The sequence below is a fragment of the Sphingomonas sanguinis NBRC 13937 genome (assembly GCF_001591005.1).
Taxonomy (GTDB): Bacteria; Pseudomonadota; Alphaproteobacteria; order Sphingomonadales; family Sphingomonadaceae; genus Sphingomonas; species Sphingomonas sanguinis.
Genome location: NZ_BCTY01000008.1, coordinates 50,125 through 67,154 on the forward strand (window position 1 = coordinate 50,125; position 17,030 = coordinate 67,154).

The following is a 17,030-nucleotide window of genomic DNA, read 5'->3' on the forward strand; positions in this document are numbered from 1 at the left end:
TCAGTTCCTCAGGCGATTCGGGTGGATGGGGTGGTGGGAGAGGTGGTGGCGGACGATCCGGCCTCCGCCTCGTCGGAAAGACTGGTATCCGGGCTGCGCGGCCGGGTCGGCATCACGGGCATGGGCTGCGCGGGCGCGCGCTGGTCGCGCATCGACTGGCCCATATCGGACCCCGCCATGCCGCCCGTCGCGACGGCCGTGTCGCCGAGCCGCATCCCCTTGTCCTCGGCCAGCCGGGCGAGCGTCGCATGGGCATCGGCCAGCATCGTGGCGGTCTGCGCCTGCTCGGCGGTGAAGTGCAGATGCGTGCCGCCCGCGTCATGGCGAATCGCGACCGCGATCCCGCCCAGCGCGTCGGGTGACAGCTGAATCCGCGTGTCGGCGGTGGCGGCATCCTCGCGCATCCGGTGGATGCGCTCGATCATGCCCTGCGGCCAATGCGCCTGGGTCATGTCGAGCGGCTTTTGATCGGTCGCGCCGGCGGCGGTCACGGGACGCGCCAGCTCGCCGGTCGCCAGCGCGGTGGGATCGAAGGTGCTGGTCGTGGCGGTCGTGAGACCGTCGATCGGGTCCTCGTCGCGCGCCTTGGTTGTCGACCGGTCGCGCAGCGCCCCCGCCAGTATCCCGACCATTGCGGACGCCTGGCCCGGCTGAGTCACGGTCAACGGACCGCTGGGCAGGGGCGTCATGGCGAGCGGCGGGGTGGTTGCCGTGACGGTCTGGCTGTCGAGCGTCGCGCCCGCGCGGTCCGGTGCGACCACGGTCAGCGTGGCGTCCGGCGCGGGCGGTGTGGCGGGCGGCACGGTCCGGGGCATCACCGTCGCCAGCAAACCGATGGTCGCGCTGGCCTGGGCAGGCTGGGTCACGGTCAGGGGACCGGTCGGCAGGCTGGGTGGTGCCGTTGGCTCGGTTGTCGCTGCCATCGGCATCGCGACCAGCCGGAACGCAGGCGTCGTCGCTGGCGTCGCGAGGGCGGTGGTGGTGGTCGGCAATGCCGTCGTCTGGCGCAGTGTTTGCAGAATCGTCGGGTCGATTGTGGGCTTGGCCGTGGTGCTGGCGTCGAGCGGGACAACCATCGACGGCGGCACGGGCAGCGCGTCGATGGGGCTGACGGCCGGACGCGCTGTCGTGGACTCAACCAAGGGCGGAGCTGCGTCGGTCGGCTGCACAGGCTGCGCGTCAATGGGGTTCGTGGCCGGACGGACTGGTGCGCCGTCGACCAGCAAAAGGGCCATGTCGGACGATGGCAAACCTGTCGCGTCGCCCGGCGATGGTGACGCAGAGACAGGCTGCGGAGCGAGCGATGGCGCGGCGCGGGTCGTCGTGACCGCGACGGTGGCGCTGGCGACCGTCACCGTTACCGGGCTATCCGCCGCCACCACAGGTGCGGCTGGATCGGCTATGACCGGCAAGGGCAGGGGCAAGGTTGGTGTCGGCAAGACGTTGCCGGGTTGCGCTGCCGCTTCACCGTCAGATGTTGCCGGAGTGTCGTCCCGATCCGTGTTGTCATCGGCCAGCGCCCGGCCGACGATATGGACGGCCTTGTCGTCGGTCGGGATGGCCGCATTCGACTTGGCGTTCAAAAAGTCAGCAAAACTGGTGGGTTGGCCGGTCGCCGTGCCGCTATCGGGCCGCGTTCGGGCCGATGCCGTCCGGCTGGGCGGCGGTGCGTCGGGCGCAAGGAAAGATGAAATGGCTGACATGACAGGCCCGCATCAGCAAGGATCGTGCCGGTTTTGCGAGCGGCGCGGACCGGCGGCGGGCATGTCCTCCAGCGCGCGCATTTCGGCACGGATCGCGGCGGCACGGGCGCGTTCCAGCAGCTTTTCGACGGCGGTCTGATCGCGCTTGGCTTCGCGCGTCTGCTCGGCGGCCTGCTCCGCGCGCCGCTCGGCAACGCTGACGCGCGAGGCTGCGGCCTCGGCCGATTCGAGCAGGCGGCCGCGAAAATGCGCGCTTGCCATCAACGAAGCGGCGGCGGTGGCGGGCGCGGCGATGGGCGACACCGCCTCGACCAGCTGAGCGATACGCTGCGACAATTGCTGCTCGGTCGCGACCCGCTCCTGCGCGCGAGCCTCGTCGGCGCGGGTCAGGTTGAGTTGCAGCGTGCGGACCCGGTGAAGCCGGTTCAGCATCGTCTGTTGCCGGGAGGCCATGTCAGCTTACCTTCGGGTCAGAGGCCGGGCTGGCCGAACACGCCGACCAGCTCCTCGACCGCATGGTCGAGCGGCACGATCTCGTCGGCGTCCTGGCGGATATATTCCATCACCGCCGGGTGGCAGGCGATGGCGGCGTCGATCGCGGGATCGGCCCCGGCGCGATAGGCACCCATCAGCACCAGGTCGCGATTTTCCTCATAGGTCGCCAGGTGACGGCGCAACGTGCGCGCGGCCATGGCATGCGGCTTGCCGACGATATCGGTCATCACACGGCTGACCGAGGGACCGATATCGATCGCCGGATAGACGCCGCGCTCGGCCAGATGGCGGTTGAGCACGATATGCCCGTCCAGGATCGAGCGCGCCGAGTCGACGACCGGATCATTGCCGTCGTCGCCGTCCGCCAGCACCGTGTAGATGGCGGTGATCGAACCGGTGCCATGCGCATCCGCGCCCGCCCGCTCGATCAGATTGGGCAGCATCGCGATGGCGGACGGCGGATAGCCGCGCGCGGAGGCGGGTTCTCCCAGCGCCAGCCCGATCTCGCGACCGGCATGGGCGACGCGGGTCAGCGAATCCATGATGAGGAGGACCTTCTTGCCCTCGGCACGGAATGCTTCTGCAATGGCCGTGGCGCGCAGGGCGCCGCGAATGCGCAGCACCGGCGAGTGGTTGGCGGGCACCGCGACCACGACTGAGCGCGCGCGGGCCTCCCCTGCGACCTTGGTCTCCAGAAAGTCGGCGACCTCGCGGCTGCGCTCGCCGATCAGGCCGATGACGATGACGTCGGCGCGCGCGGCGCGGACCATCATGCCCAGCAGCACCGACTTGCCGACGCCCGAGCCCGCCATGATGCCGACGCGCTGGCCCTGGCCGATGGTCAGCAGGCCGTTGATCGCGCGCACCCCGACGTCCAGCGGCTCGCGCACCCGGCCGCGATCGAGCGGCGACTGCATCTTGCCCGCCAGCGGCCAGCGGCCCGCGCCGCGAATGGGACCCAGGCCGTCGATCGGCTTGCCCGACCCGTCGACCACGCGGCCCAGCATCGCCGCGCCGACCTCGGCCTCACCCGGAGCGCCGAGCGGACGCACCGGCGCACGGGGAAGGAGCGCGGCGGGACCACCCAGATTCATCAGGAGCGTGCGGCCGTTGCGGAACCCGATCACCTCGGCCTCGACGCGCGTCTCGGCATCGTCGCCGATGGCGCAGACCGTACCGACCGGCAGCGACAGGCCGACCGCTTCCATCAACAGCCCGTCATAGGACGACAGGCGGCCGCAGACCGCGGCACGCGGCGCGAAATGCGCGCTCGCCAGCGTATCCAGATAATCGGCGGCGAAGCGGTTCAGCATTGGGGAACGGGCACCTTGTCCATGACGGCGGCGAGCTGGTCGAGCCACAGGCGCGGGCCGTCCTCGACGATGGTGGAGGCGCTTTCCAGCACGAAGCTGCCGCGCTCGATGGTCGGGTCGCCGACCGGGAAGATGGTCTGCGGCAGGCGACCGTCGAGCAGCGCGACGTCTTCGGGGTGGACACGCAACATCGCCGATTCCTGTGCATCGGTCAGCAGGTCGACCGCCCCCTCGATCCGGGCGGTCAGCCGGTCGGCATCGATACCGATCTCGCCCACCAGCCGGGTGACGAGCGCCATGACCGTGTGGCGCAGCTGTCCCGCGATCAGCTCGCGGTCGATGCGTGCGGCCAGCGCCTGGGTGATGCCGTCGAGCAGCTGGCCATCGCGCGCCTGCCCGGCGGCGAGCGCCTGGAACTCGGCGGTCGCGGCCTCGACACCCTCGGCATAACCCTCGGCATGACCGGCGGCGCGCGCCATCGCGATCGGATCGGCGGCAGGATCGGCACCGGGTTCGCACGCGGCAAAGGGGTCCCAGCCGTCGGTCGGGTCCTCGGCGCGGTTGACCGGGTGGAAGTGGCGCGGCTTGACCTCGCCCGCCGGTTCGGCGGCAGACTGGCCGCCCGGCATGGGCGAGCGCGCCCGGAACGAGATCGGCCCCGAACCCAGGTCGATGCCCAGACCGGCCAGACCCGGCAAGTCGGTGCGGGCAAAGCCGCCCGGCGGGGTGAAGGCCTGTTGCAGCGCGGCGGCGGCCGCATTCTGCCGGGCCGAGAAGCCCGCGACGAAATCAGACATAATCGTCCTCCCCGCCGCCCATCATGATGGTGCCTTCCTTGGCCAGGTTGCGCGCGACGGCGATCATCGCCTTCTGCGCCTCCAGAACCTCCGACAACTTCATCGGCCCGCGACCTTCCATTTCGTCGCGGATGCCCGCCGCCGCGCGCGACGACATGCAGCCCAGGAAGCGTTCGCGCGCCGCCTCGTCCGCGCCCTTGAGCGAGCGGATGAGGACTTCGCCATCGACATTGCGGATGAGGGTGCCGAGATTCTTGTCGTCCATCTCCAGCAGGTTCTCGAAGATGAACAGCGCCTCCTCGATCTGCTTGGCGACGTCGCGGTCGATCTTGAACAGCTTGGGCATGACACGCTGCTCGGTCGCCTTGCGCGCGCTCGACAGGATCTTGGCGGCTTCGCGCGATCCGCCCATGGCCAGGCCGTTGCCGCCGCCATTGCCGCCACCGCCGCTACGGCGTTGCAGGACCGCGTTCAGCGTCTCGACCGCCTGCGGCGTCACCGGGCCCAGCCGGGCGACGCGGTGCAGGATGTCGGGCTGCATGACCTCGGGCAGCAGTTCGAGCACCTGGCCCGCGACCGCCGGATCGCAATTGGCGATGATCACCGCGCCGATCTGGGGATGTTCCTTCTCGACGATCTTGGCGATGTCGCCGGCGTCGAGCCATTTGAGCATGTCGATCTCGCACTGCGCCTCGGCCGGAGTGATGCGCGACAGCACGCTGTCGGCCCGTTCGGGGCCGAGCGCGCGGTTCATCATCTTTTCCACGATCGGCTTGGGCTGGAATGCGATCGAGTTGCGGGCGCGGGCCGCTCCGACGAAATTGTCGAGAACGGCGTCGACCTCGCTCTCGTTGACATCGGCGATGGAATACATCGCGCGGCCCAGCTCGCGGACTTCCTCCGGGTCCAGCTTCTGCAGGATGGCGGCGGCCTCGGCCTCGCCGACCAGCATCATCAGGACAGCGGCCCGCTCGACACCGGTATAGCTGCGCGGGGAGTCGGCACCAGTCGTCACGCGGCTTCCTCTTCCGAAGTACGGATCATGTCACGGATGGCGAGTGCGGCGCGGGCCGGATTGTCGCGGGTGAACCCGCGCACCTTGACGATACGCTCGTTCAGATGGGTCGACTGTTCGATATCGTCCAGCGTCACGGGCCGCAGCTGCGCCATATATTCGACGCCATCCTGGGTCAGCGCGGGGTTCATCTTGGCGACGTCGATCCCCGCGGCGGTCAGCGCAGCCAGCGCGGCGGCGTCGAGCGGCACGGCCGCGCCCTCGGGATTCACGACCATCTTCGAGCCATCCGGCGTGGTGATGATCTGGCCGGGCAGGCCGGTCGCCCCATCGGCGGCGCCCATGGGCAGCGCCTTGGTATCGGCCTCGTCCTTCTTCTTCGTCATCGCCTTGACCAGCGGACGCACGCCCAGCAGCAGGACGAGGAGCGCGATGACCAGCGCGGTCGCGTTGCGCGCCGCCACCGGCATCCAGCTATTGTCGTACCAGGCGCGCTTTTCCTCGACGCCGGCATCGGCGAACTTGCGGCTGATCACGGTCACATTGTCGTTGCGCTGCTGGTCGAAGCCGACCGCCGACTTCACCAGGTCGGAGATCTGGTTGATCTCCATCTGGCTGCGCTTGCCCGTGGCGGGATCGCGCAGCAGGACGGCGACGGTCAGCCGCTTGATCGAACCCGGCGCGGCGCGGGTGACCGACACTTCCTTGTTCAGGTCATAGGCACGCTGGAAGGCATCGGACTGCTTCTCGGGATTGACGCCCGGGCCACCGGCGACCGGCTTGCCATCGGCGGGCGGCGCACCGTTCGCGCCGTTCGCGGGCTGCGGCTGTTGCAACGTGCTGGCGGGCGGTGGCGTGTTGGACAGCGCACCGGGGATGCCGCCGGGCGTGGTCGGGTCCTTCTGGTTGCCGGTCCAGTTGCCGGTTTCGGCGCGCAGCGCGCCGTCCTTGTCATAGCGTTCGCGGGTCGCGCTGGTTTCGTCGAGATTGACCTCGGTCTGCACCTCGGCAGTGAAGTTGCCCGCGCCGACCAGCGGGGTCAGCAGCTGGATCAGCTGGGTGCGGTACTTCTCTTCCAGGCGACGCTGGAACTCGATGCGGCGATCGTCGCCGCTCGCGCCGTCCGCGCCCTTCTTGGACAGAAGGCCGCCCATCTGGTCGACCACGGTCACGTCCTCGGGCTTCATGCCCGGCACCGACGAGGCGACGAGGTTGACGATCGACTGGACCTGCGATTCCGACAGCGAGCGCCCGGCATTCAGCTTCAGCACCACCGAAGCCGAGGGCGAGGACTTGTCGCGGATGAAGGGCGAGGCATCGGGCGTGGCGAGGTGCACGCGCGCCTCCGCCACCGCGTCGATCTCCTGAATCGAGCGGGCCAGTTCGCTCTCGCGCGCCTGGCGAAGGCGTTCGCCCTCGACCGCGCGGCTGACGCCCATCGGTAACTGGTCGAGAATGGCATAGCCGCCGGGGGCCTGTTTCGGCAGCCCCTGGCTGGCCAGCAGCATCCGGGCCCGCGAATAATCCTCTTCGTTGACGGTCAACGCGCCGGTGCCGTCGTCGATCTTGCTCTTGATGTTCGCGGTCGACAGCGCCGAGGTCACGGCCTGCTTGTCCGCATCCGACAGATTCTCGAACAGCGTCTTTTGCGGCGGGCTGGACAGCGCCATCCACGCGAGCGCGGCGGCGGCGATCAGCCCGATCAGCAGCGCCATGGGCGCCGACCGGCGGACCGCAGGCTGGGCCATGACCGACTTGATCTGGCGAAGCGGGTTGGCGAACTTTTCCGGCAAAGGCGGCAGCGCGGTTGCGGGATTGGCGGATGCGGGGGTGAGGGCTGTGCTCATCTTACACCGGCATGCTCATGATGTCCTTATAGGCGGACAGGAGTTTGTTACGGACCTGCAACGTGGCCTCGAAGCCGACCGATGCCTGCTGGCGGGCCATCATCACCTTCGCGATGTCGACCGTTTCGCCGCGTTCATAGGATTCGGACAGGCGGGCGGCCTGCTGCTGGCCTTCGTTCACGCCCTTCAGCGCGGTCTCCAGCGTGTCGGCGAAGGTCGCCGGGGCTGCGGGAGCTTGAGTCTGGGCGGCCTGTGCCGCCTGGTTGGCACCGGCCTGGCTTGCCGCCTTGAGCGCTTGATTGCGTTCCAGGATCTGCGCGCGAAGCGCCATCACCCGGTCGACGCTCATCGCGCCGCCGACACCACCGACACTCACGCGGTCATGGCCCGGCTAGAAGGGCGGATGATCTCTTCGCCCTGCTCGCGCGCCTTGGCGAGGCGGTAGCGCAGCGTGCGCTCCGAAATGCCCAGGCGCTTGGCAGTCTCGACCCGGTTGCCGCCGCATGCGGCCAGCATCTCGCGGATCGCGGCGAACTCGCTCATCTGCACGACCTTGCCCAGCGTCGCCTCGGCGACCGACCCGATCGCAGGTTCGTCATCCAGGTCGTTGGCGACCATCGCGCGGTCGAACACGATATGCTCGGGCTCGATGGTCGCGCCGCCCGCAAAGAGCAGCGCGCGCTGGATGACGTTTTCCAGTTCGCGGACATTGCCCGGCCAATTGTGCTTGGCGAGCTTCTCGATCGCGGCGGTGCTCGGCCACGGCACCATGGTGCGACCGGCAGCGTGGCGCAGGATCATCGTTGCGGCGAGCGCGGGAATGTCCATGCGCCGCTCGCACAGCGACTTGGTGGTCAGCGGGAAGACCGAAAGGCGGTAGTAAAGGTCGGCGCGGAACCGGCCCGCGGCCACTTCGGCCTGCAGGTCGCGGTTGGCGCAGGCGATGACGCGGACGTCGACCGACTGCGGCATCGACGCGCCGAGCGGGATCACCTCGCGCTCCTGCAGCACGCGGAGCAGCTTGGCCTGGAGCTGAAGCGGCATTTCGGCAATCTCGTCGAGCAGCAACGTGCCGCCGTCCGCCGCGCGGAAGAAGCCTTCGCCCGCCTGCGCCGCGCCGGTGAAGGCACCTTTCTGGTGGCCGAAGAGCAGCGCCTCCAGCATGGATTCGGGCAGCGCGGCACAGTTGATCGCGACGAACGGCTTGGTGGCGCGCGACGACTGGGCGTGGATGGCGCGGGCCAGCACTTCCTTGCCGGTGCCGGTCGGGCCGTTGATCAGGACGGTGATGTCCGACTGGGCCACGCGCTCGGCCAGGGTGAAGAGGGCCAGGCTTTCCGGGTCGGCGGCGGTCGGCATGGCGGGGCCTGCGACCAGCGCGCGGACGAAGCTGTTGCCGACACCGGACTCGTTTGCCGGATAGGTGACCGTGATCGGGCAATTGCCCTGCATCGGGACCACCGAGGCCTCCGGGCCGTCGGCGACGATCACGGTGCGGGACGGGTGAACGACCGTGTCGCCCTTCGCCAGCAGGAACATGTCCCCGGCCTGGGGCGCGGCGCCGGGTTCGGCAATGGCCAGGCCCTGGGCGCGCAACGCGGAAATCAGCGCGTATTTCTGCTTAACCAGCGCGGGGGAGGGGTGAATCGACGGCATCGGCGACAAGTCCTTTCGTGACTCGTCAATGCGCTCTCCTTGGTAAAACGCAGGTTAATGCGGCAATTCCGGCGGCAACTTTTTTCCGGGCGCGGGCGGGCGGGTGCACCCGCCCGCAGCAGGCGCGCCGGCCTGCGCCCGCACGCCCGCGGTAAACGGCAAAACCGGCAAAACTTTACGGCGGAAAATTGCCGGATGGCGGCTAAATCCTGCCGGAATGCGGCCGTTCTCCACTTCGACGGCTCGACGGTCCCAGGGGACAGCGAGGGACCCGTCGAGCTACTCGGAGGAAGAACGATGACTGTTATTGCGACGAACGTGAATGCGATGCGCGCCACCGCCGCCAGCAACCTGGCCCAGAATGCGCTGAGCACGTCGATGCAGCGCCTGTCGACCGGCAAGCGCATCAACTCGGCAGCCGACGACTCGGCGGGCCTGGCGATTTCCTCGTCGATGACCTCGCAGATCCGCGGCATGGCGCAGGGTATCCGCAACGCCAATGACGGCATCTCGATGGCCCAGACCGCCGAAGGCGCGATGGACGAAGTCAACAACATGCTGCAGCGGATGCGCGAGCTGAAGGTCCAGTCGACCAACGGCACTTATCAGAGCACCGACACCGCCAACATCAACAACGAGCAGCTGGCGCTCGCCAACCAGATCAACAGCGTGCTGGGCAACACCACGTTCAACAAGAACAAGCTGTTCGACTCGGGTGCCGCGACCGGCTTCACCATCCAGACCGGTGCCAGCGCCGCCGATACGGTCACGCTGAAGTCGACCGATTTCACCGGTGGCTCGGGCGGCAATGCTGCGATGAAGGCCGTGACGGGTGGTGCCGGTGGCACCGCGCCGACCGCTTCCTCGGTCGGTGGTGTGACGCTGGCCCAGTATGACGATGCGATCAGCGCGGTGGCGACGGCCCGGGCCGGCCTGGGTGCGACCCAGAACCAGCTCCAGTCGGCGGTCAACAACACGACCTCGACCATGACCAACCTGTCGGAAGCCAAGAGCCGCATCGAGGACACCGATTTCTCGACCGAGACGACCGCGCTCGCCAAGGCCCAGATCCTCAGCCAGGCGTCGACCGCGATGCTGAGCCAGGCCAACCAGTCGCAGCAGGGCGTGCTCAAGCTGCTCGGCTAAGCCCCGGATTGGGGGTTTATCCCCTGAACCCCCGATAACTGTTCCCCCGCCATTTCAATGAGATGGCGGGGGGCAGCCAAAAATATTCGTCGCCCGCTGCACTTTTTTCCTAAAGTGCGGCGAAAGGCGACCGTTTTCCGTGGTGGCAGCTCGACCTTCGCCTTGGGGGCGGCGGAGAGCTCCAGCTTTGGAGAACAACCATGACGGTGATCGCCACCAACATCTCGGCCTTACGCGCCGCCAATGCATCGATCTCTGCCCAGACAGGGCTCGACGTTTCGATGAACCGTCTCTCGACGGGCAAGCGGATCAACTCCGCGATGGACGACGCGGCAGGCCTGGCCATCACGTCCTCGATGACCGCACAGGTCCGAGGCATGAATCAGGGCGTGCGCAACGCCAATGACGGCATCTCGATGGCGCAGACCGCCGAAGGCGCGCTCCAGGAAGTCAGCAACATGCTGCAGCGGATGCGCGAACTGGCGGTGCAGAAGGCCAACGCGACCTATTCGGCGCAGGACAAGACCAGCATCACCGTCGAGCAGGACGCGCTGTCGGCACAGATTTCGACGATCCTGACCAACACGACCTTCAACGGTCAGAAGCTGTTCGACGGCACGGCGGGTTCGTCGGGTTCCGTGCAGATCCAGGCGGGCGCCTATTCCACCGACGCGCTCACCATGACGTTCGGCAATCTGAAGACCGACTCGACGCTGACCACCATCATCGACTTTCCCAACCAGAAGCTGCAGTCGACGACCCCGCCGACGCTGGAAGATTTCGACACGGCAATCGCCAAGGTGTCGAACTTCCGCTCGGGTCTGGGCGCGGTGCAGAACCGGCTGCAGTCGGCGATCAACAACCTGACGTCGAACGCCACCAACCTTTCGGCCGCGCGCAGCCGCATCGAGGATACCGATTTCTCGGCGGAAACGACGGCACTCGCCAAGGCCCAGATCCTCAGCCAGGCGTCCACCGCCATGCTGAGCCAGGCCAATCAGTCGCAGCAGGGCGTGCTCAAGCTGCTCGGACAGTAATACCAGGTTCCTGAGCGCCCTGGCACCGCGCCCCCACTCGGGTGCCGGGGCCAACCGGCCGCGCTTCGGCGAACCGGTTTGCAGGAAAAACCCCGGCGGTCTTCGGGCCGCCGGGGTTTACTTGCGTATGCGTCAGATCATCGGGCGGTGGGTGGTAGAGCGTTCCACGGCGAGAGCATGGCGGGTGCGCCGTCCGGCCGGACGAAACGGGTATAGAGCCCCTCGATGAACAGCAGCAGCGGCATATCCGCCTGAGCGATGCGCGGCTCGCTGAACCGGATCGTCGATTCGCGCGGCGCGATGATGGTCTGAAAAGCGCTTTCGCCGTTCCGCGCGGCATAACCCAACATATATTCGCTGATCCGCCCCAGCTCGAGTCGCAGCAGGTCGATCGCCCCCTGATAGGCGACGTAGCCGACCGAACCGAAAAACCGCTCGATTCGGGGGAAGTCCTTCGCCGCGATCCGGTAATCGATCTGGCCGTGCGACAGGTCGAGAGCGATCACGCCGATATTGGCGAACTCCTCGGTTTCCGCGAACGGGCAGAAGCGGATGATCGCATAGCGGTAGAGGGTCTTCATGCCAGCTCCACCCAGAAACCGATATCGTCGAACCTGTCCAGTATCGTCGCTATCCGATCGGCAAGGCGCGGCTGTTCCTCCAGCCATTCCTCGGGCAGCGTCTCGACGATCGCGGGCAGGTCGGCGCGGACGCGCTCCAGATCGGCGCGCATCGTCGCGAAAAAGGCCGCGTGATCGGTCACACCCTCCCAGGCGAGACGACCGGCATGGACCGGCAGCTCCTTTTCGGGATCATAGTCCGCCGCGAAGGCCAGATTATGGTCGATCGCGACGGTGGCGCCGTCGCCCAGTCGGACGAACAGGTTCGGATTGCCGCCATGTTCGGTCAGCGAGCGGTCACCGTTGGCGATCCAGTGGTCGAAGATATAGAGGCGCGCCAGCAGCTCCTGGTCCATCGTCGCCAGGGTCAGCGGGGTGATCGGCTGGACCGAATCCTGCCAGGCGGAGGCGAAGACCGGACCCTCGCCCACGGCCTGGGCCACACCCGCGTCGCCATGATGGCGCAGCAGCGATCGTGGCATGTATGCGATGGCGAAGGGAGGAATGGGCAGGCCGAGCAGGCGGCCCAGCTGGCCCGCCACGACCTCGGCGATCAGGCCCTGGGGTAGCGCGGCCCGGCCCTTGACCGCATAGAGCGCCCCGTCTTCGAGGCGGCACAGATAGGGACGCGTCATGCCGCTATCGATCGGCCTGACGATTTCGACGACGTCCAGCATGGGGAGCGAAAGCGGCATTGCGCTTCAGCCTATCAGGTCGCCCCCATGGCGGCCATCGCTATCGTGGCGATGGCCCAGGCCTGTTCCATCACGCCTGCGCGGCGAGCGCCTTTTTCAGCCGGGCGTGCGCCGCGCTCTTGATCTGGCAGACGCGGGCGGCGCCGACGCCCAGGACCTGGCCGATTTCCTCGAGATTGAGTTCCTCGACATAATAGAGCTGGATGACCAGCGCCTCGCGCTCGGGCAGGCCGGAGATGGCGGCGATCAGCGCGTCGCGCAGATCGCTTTCGACCAGCTGGTCAAAGGCGTTGGGCGTGTCGTCGGCGAACCAGGGCAGGTCGTCGGCATAGACGTCCTCGATCGGCTCCATGCGCACGGCTTCGGCGGTCTTGTATTCGGTGCGCAGCTTCTCGACCGAGACCCCCAGCTTCTGCGCCACCACCTCGTCGGTCGGCGCCTGGCCGGTCGCCTGGGTCAGCGCGGCGACGGTCTTGCTATAGTCGCGGCGGCGGCGCATGGCCCCGCGCGTCGTGGTCGCCTGGCGCCGCAGCTCGTCGATCATCGCGCCGCGCAGGCGCGCCTTCAGATAATGGCCGAACTCGACCCCGCGCTCCTCGAACGAGGCGGTCGCCTCGACCAAGGCGACCAGGCCGACCTGGACCAGATCCTCGATCTCGACCAGGTTCGACATCGATCCATGGACATGCCACGCGATGCGGCGGACCAGCGGCAGGTGACGCCGGATCAGCGCGCTCGTATCGCCCGCTGGCCCTCGTGGGGCGGGGCGATAGGTCAGCGGCTGGTCCGCGACGGTCGGGTTGATCAGCGCCGGATCGAAGCTCGTCGGATTGATCGGCTGGGCATTCATGAATGCGCCGCTGAGAGGGTGCGAGGTCATGCAGCAATCGCCTGTTGCTGGGGGTGATGGGGGGCGCCGATGACGGCGACGACTTCGACCGGCTTGTCTTCCGGCACTTCAAAGAAAGAGAGGACCGGCACGTCGGGCAGGCAGGTGCGCAGCAATTTGCGCATCGCCAGACGGACGCCCGGCTGGACGACGAGGGCAAAGGGCTTGGCCTCGGCGATCAGGGGTTGCGCGGCCTGGGTCAGGGCGGTGGTGATCCGCTGGCCCAGATCGGGTTCGATGACATGGCGGCGCGACACATCGGCGCGCATCGCCTGGCCGAGCAGCCCTTCGAGCTGGCCGTCCAGCGTCATGACGCGCAGCGGTTCGCGCACGCCGCACAGCTTCTGGATGATCAGGCCGCCCAGATTGGGGCGGATCAGCTCGATGATATCCTCGGCGTCGGTCGACTTCTGCGCGGCGACCGCGATGGCGCTGGCGATGCGGCGGAACTCCTTGAGGGAGATGTTCTCCGCCAGCAGGCCCTTCAGCACCTGGGTCAGCGTGGTCAGCGGCAGCGGCGTCGGGCAGAGCGAGGCGGCCAGCTGCGCGGCGCGTTCCTTCAGCCCGTCGAGCAGCGCCTGCACCTCGTCGGGGCCGAGCAGCTCGGACGCGTTGGTGGTCAGCACATGGTTCAGGTGCGTCGCCATGACCGTGCCCGGATCGACCACGAGATAGCCCATGCCGGTCGCCGCATCGGCGTCGCCCTTCAGAATCCAGGTCGCGGGCAGGCCGAAGGTCGGGTCCTGCACGGCCTTGCCGTTCAGCGTGCCGAACGCCTGGCCGGTGTCGAGCGCCAGCATCTCGTCGGGCGAGACCTGATCCTCGGCGGCGACCACACCATTGATGATGATGCGATAGCTATAGGGCGCCAGGCCGATGTCATCGCGGACGCGCGCCTGCGGCACGACGAAGCCGAGATCCTTGGACAGTTGGCGCCGGACACCGGTGATGCGGGCCATCAGCGGCGCGCCGCGCCGTTCGTCGACCAGCGGCACCAGGCCGTAACCAATGTCGATATGCACCTGCATCCCGTCGATCACTTCGTCCCAGCTGACGCGCGAGGGGTCGACCGGCTCCGGCGCGGGGGCGGGCGGCGCGAGGACCGGACGCTTCTCGATCTGGCGCAGCTTCCACGCGGTGAAACCGGCGATGGCGGCGGCGGGCAGCAGGATCATGTGCGGCATGCCGGGCAGCACGCCGAGCAGGCCCAGGATGACAGCGACGGGAATCCAGGTCTTCGACGCGCCGAACTGCGACCCGATCTGGCCCGCCAGGTCCTTGTCGGACGAGACGCGGGTGACGATCGCGGCGGCGGCGATGGACAGCATCAGCGAGGGCAGCTGCGCGACCAGCGCGTCGCCGATCGCGAGCAGGATATAGGTCTTGGCCGCTTCGGCGATGCCCATGCCATGGCTGACCGGACCCAGGATCAGGCCGCCGATGATGTTGGCTGCCAGGATCAGCATCGCGGCGACCGCGTCGCCCTTCACGAACTTGGACGAACCGTCCATCGAGCCGTAGAAATCGGCCTCGGTCGACACTTCCAGACGACGCGCCTTGGCCTGGTCCGGCGTGATGAGACCGGCATTCAGGTCGGCGTCGATCGCCATCTGCTTGCCGGGCAGGGCGTCCAGGGTGAAGCGGGCCGACACTTCCGACACGCGGCCCGCGCCCTTGGTCACCACGATCAGGTTGATGATCATCAGGATCGCGAAGACGAAGAGGCCGACGACATAGTCGCCGCCGATCAGGAAGGTGCCGAACGCCTCGATGACGTGACCGGCCGCGCTCTCACCCTCATGGCCATGGACCAGCACGATGCGGGTCGAGGCGACGTTCAGGCCCAGGCGGAACAGGGTCGCGAACAGGAGGACGGTCGGGAAGGCCGAGAAGTCGAGCGGCTTTTCGGCGTTCAGCGCGACCATCAGGACGGCCAGGCTGATCGCGATGTTGGCGACGAAGAAGATGTCGAGCAGCGCCGGCGGGATCGGCACGACCATGACCAGCACCAGCAGCAGGATCGCCGCGGGCAGCGCCATGGTGCGGCCGCTGGAGAAGAGCTTGCCCATCGCTTAGCCACCCATCCGTGCGAGCATCATATATGCCAGGCGCGCATGGTCGGGCTTGGGGCGCAGCACGCTGTCGGCGGTGGTGGCGGCGCTGCGCATCCCCAGCTGGTTCATCGTGCTGGTCGCCCAGGCGATCGCATCGGCGGCGCTTTCGTTGGTGCCGGTGACGACGGTCGCGTCGCCGTTCATGCCCTGGAGCGCCAGCGACTGGGCCGCGAACTGCAGGTTGGCGGCGCGCGTCTCGTTGCTGTCGGCCTGGGTGCCCGCCAGCTTGGCGGCGAAACGGTCATAGATGTCCGACAGTGAGCGCGGCTGGCCGTTCGAGGCATAGAAGATCGAGCGATTGGCGCGCGCGGCGGCCGGGAACAGTGCGGCGCCGCTGGCCTGCGGATTGCTGGCCATCGTGCCCAGAAACTTGGTCGCGCCGCCGAGCCCGAGGAAATGCGCCATGTACAGGTCGGTGCCACCCGCCTCGCGGCCCAGCGTCGATTCGAGGGCGGCCTTGTTGTCCGAGGCATGCTCGGCGGCCATCAGCGAGGCGGCGGTGGGGTCGTTGCGGAGGCCCATGACCGCCGCACGCGCGCCACCCGTCACATAATAGCGTCCGCCCGACTGGCCGATCGAGTCGGCGGCCCAGCCCAGGCCGTGCTCGGCGCCGTGCTTCTTCACCACGGCGAGCCAGCTCTGTTCGACGAACTGATACAGGCCCGAGGCGGACGAGGTGCCCGCCCGTGCATTCGCGTTCAGCCCCGACTCCAGCTTGGCCTGGCCGAGCAGATAGCCGAAATCGACACCCGTGCGGCTGGACGCCAGCGCGATGGCCGATTGGACTCTGGCTTGGGATACGGGTTGGACGGTCATGCTGTTTGGTTAAAGCCCTTGTTCGGGGCTTACTCAGCAAGGGGCGTGCCAATTCGCGTGGCTGCCGGGGCGGCTAAGGCCGGAAAAACGTGCCGGACAACAAAAAAGCCCGGAAAAACCCGGCTTTGACTATGTGGTGGAGAGGGGCGTGTCAGCGAGGGGAGCCGCCTGGCATTCGGTCGATCCGGCAAAGCGGCAACGCCTTGCCGCCCGGCAGGCGGCAACGGCGCGGCAATCAGGCGTAGGCGCGCATCATCGGGCGATAGCTGCCGCCGGCATCGCCGGTCAGCGTCTGCAACCGACGACGGACATTGGCCGCCATCAGGTTGACATAGATGCGGCACGTCTCGTTCAGGCGATTGGCCTCGTCGGCCAGCTCGCGCAGTTCGGGCCCGGCCGGGCCGGTGCCCAGCGAGGCGATCTCTTCGATCGCGGCCAGCTTTTCGGTGGTCGCACGCTCCAGAGCGGCGACGTCGTTCACCTTGAGCGCGGCGATTTCCCGATGAAGGGCCTCGATGACCCGGATCAAACCGTCACGCCGCGTCATTATGGTTCCAGCTCAGCTTCAGGGCGATCATCTGGTCGGCAATGGTTGCCGGCAGGATCGGGAAATGGCCGTCGGCAATGGCCCGCTTGATCTGGGCGACGCGCTCCGAATTCACCGGCGGCTGGGCCGACATCGCGCTGGCCAGACCCGTAAGGGCGCTGGTGTCACCGTTGGTGTCCTTCGCTGCGGCCGGAGCCGAAGCGAGCCCCGCCTCCGGGGTCGCCGCGACACGTTCCACGGGCGTTAACCGCGCGGTCCTTATGTCTCCGGCATTCAGCCTTGAAGTTGATATTTCCACCATGCCCGCACCTATCGGTTCCGCTGACATTCCATGAAACGG

General features: G+C 67.8%; 17 protein-coding genes. 2 read left to right on the top strand and 15 right to left on the bottom strand.

Going from position 1 to position 17,030, the window contains the following annotated elements:
* Positions 1-8: 8 nt before the first annotated feature.
* From SSA01S_RS06115 to SSA01S_RS06150, 8 genes are all read right to left on the bottom strand, one after another.
* Positions 9-1,583 (bottom strand): flagellar hook-length control protein FliK, encoded by a 1,575-nt coding sequence (locus SSA01S_RS06115; RefSeq protein WP_061779650.1) that lies wholly within the window; start codon positions 1,581-1,583, stop codon positions 9-11.
* Positions 1,584-1,715: 132 nt separating this feature from the next.
* Complete coding sequence (locus SSA01S_RS06120) at positions 1,716-2,156, bottom strand: hypothetical protein (protein WP_061779651.1); 441 nt, start codon at positions 2,154-2,156, stop codon at positions 1,716-1,718.
* A 17-nt stretch (positions 2,157-2,173) separates the two neighbouring features.
* The gene (locus SSA01S_RS06125) at positions 2,174-3,511 is read right to left on the bottom strand and encodes a FliI/YscN family ATPase (RefSeq protein ID WP_061779652.1); all 1,338 of its coding nucleotides are present in this window, start codon (positions 3,509-3,511) and stop codon (positions 2,174-2,176) included.
* Entirely contained in the window at positions 3,505-4,308 is an 804-nt protein-coding gene (locus SSA01S_RS06130) for a FliH/SctL family protein (protein ID WP_061779653.1), read from the bottom strand. The genes SSA01S_RS06125 and SSA01S_RS06130 overlap by 7 nt, the downstream gene beginning before the upstream one ends.
* Positions 4,301-5,323 (bottom strand): flagellar motor switch protein FliG, encoded by a 1,023-nt coding sequence (gene fliG / locus SSA01S_RS06135; protein ID WP_272867545.1) that lies wholly within the window; start codon positions 5,321-5,323, stop codon positions 4,301-4,303. Before fliG ends, SSA01S_RS06130 begins: the two co-directional genes overlap by 8 nt.
* Positions 5,320-7,170, bottom strand: a complete 1,851-nt coding sequence (gene fliF / locus SSA01S_RS06140) for a flagellar basal-body MS-ring/collar protein FliF (RefSeq protein WP_061779654.1) — start codon at positions 7,168-7,170, stop codon at positions 5,320-5,322. The genes fliG and fliF overlap by 4 nt, the downstream gene beginning before the upstream one ends.
* 1 nt (position 7,171) lies before the next feature.
* Entirely contained in the window at positions 7,172-7,519 is a 348-nt protein-coding gene (gene fliE, locus SSA01S_RS06145) for a flagellar hook-basal body complex protein FliE (protein ID WP_058717384.1), read from the bottom strand.
* A gap of 23 nt (positions 7,520-7,542) precedes the next feature.
* Positions 7,543-8,826, bottom strand: a complete 1,284-nt coding sequence (locus SSA01S_RS06150) for a sigma-54 interaction domain-containing protein (RefSeq protein WP_058751744.1) — start codon at positions 8,824-8,826, stop codon at positions 7,543-7,545.
* 297 nt (positions 8,827-9,123) lie between these two features.
* Here SSA01S_RS06150 and SSA01S_RS06155 point away from each other — a divergent pair, with 297 nt between their 5' ends.
* Together SSA01S_RS06155 and SSA01S_RS06160 are read left to right on the top strand one after the other, a co-directional pair.
* Positions 9,124-9,972, top strand: a complete 849-nt coding sequence (locus SSA01S_RS06155; protein WP_061779655.1) for a flagellin N-terminal helical domain-containing protein — start codon at positions 9,124-9,126, stop codon at positions 9,970-9,972.
* Between the two features lie 200 nt (positions 9,973-10,172).
* On the top strand, positions 10,173-11,009 hold the full coding sequence (locus SSA01S_RS06160; protein WP_058717376.1) for a flagellin N-terminal helical domain-containing protein: 837 nt from the start codon (positions 10,173-10,175) through the stop codon (positions 11,007-11,009).
* A gap of 137 nt (positions 11,010-11,146) precedes the next feature.
* On the opposite strand, the gene SSA01S_RS06165 is transcribed toward SSA01S_RS06160, so the two are convergent.
* The 7 genes from SSA01S_RS06165 to flgM all read right to left on the bottom strand — a co-directional run bounded on the left by SSA01S_RS06165 (position 11,147) and on the right by flgM (position 16,928).
* Entirely contained in the window at positions 11,147-11,590 is a 444-nt protein-coding gene (locus tag SSA01S_RS06165; RefSeq protein WP_061779656.1) for a DUF3037 domain-containing protein, read from the bottom strand.
* The gene (locus SSA01S_RS06170) at positions 11,587-12,324 is read right to left on the bottom strand and encodes a HipA family kinase (RefSeq protein WP_061779657.1); all 738 of its coding nucleotides are present in this window, start codon (positions 12,322-12,324) and stop codon (positions 11,587-11,589) included. The genes SSA01S_RS06165 and SSA01S_RS06170 overlap by 4 nt, the downstream gene beginning before the upstream one ends.
* 70 nt (positions 12,325-12,394) lie before the next feature.
* A complete protein-coding gene (locus SSA01S_RS06175) occupies positions 12,395-13,204 on the bottom strand; it encodes a sigma-70 family RNA polymerase sigma factor (RefSeq protein ID WP_061779658.1) in 810 nt (269 codons plus the stop codon).
* Positions 13,201-15,282 carry a flagellar biosynthesis protein FlhA gene (gene flhA / locus SSA01S_RS06180; protein ID WP_061779659.1) on the bottom strand — a complete coding sequence of 694 codons (2,082 nt, stop codon included), beginning with the start codon at positions 15,280-15,282 and terminating at the stop codon, positions 13,201-13,203. The genes SSA01S_RS06175 and flhA overlap by 4 nt, the downstream gene beginning before the upstream one ends.
* 3 nt (positions 15,283-15,285) lie before the next feature.
* Positions 15,286-16,143, bottom strand: coding sequence for a hypothetical protein (locus SSA01S_RS06185; RefSeq protein ID WP_061779660.1), 858 nt, complete (start codon positions 16,141-16,143; stop codon positions 15,286-15,288).
* A 235-nt stretch (positions 16,144-16,378) separates the two neighbouring features.
* Positions 16,379-16,690: a flagellar protein FlgN gene (locus tag SSA01S_RS06190; protein ID WP_058717371.1), complete on the bottom strand. Its 312-nt coding sequence runs from the start codon at positions 16,688-16,690 to the stop codon at positions 16,379-16,381.
* Positions 16,677-16,928, bottom strand: a complete 252-nt coding sequence (flgM, locus tag SSA01S_RS06195) for a flagellar biosynthesis anti-sigma factor FlgM (RefSeq protein ID WP_061779661.1) — start codon at positions 16,926-16,928, stop codon at positions 16,677-16,679. Before flgM ends, SSA01S_RS06190 begins: the two co-directional genes overlap by 14 nt.
* Positions 16,929-17,030 lie beyond the last annotated feature (102 nt).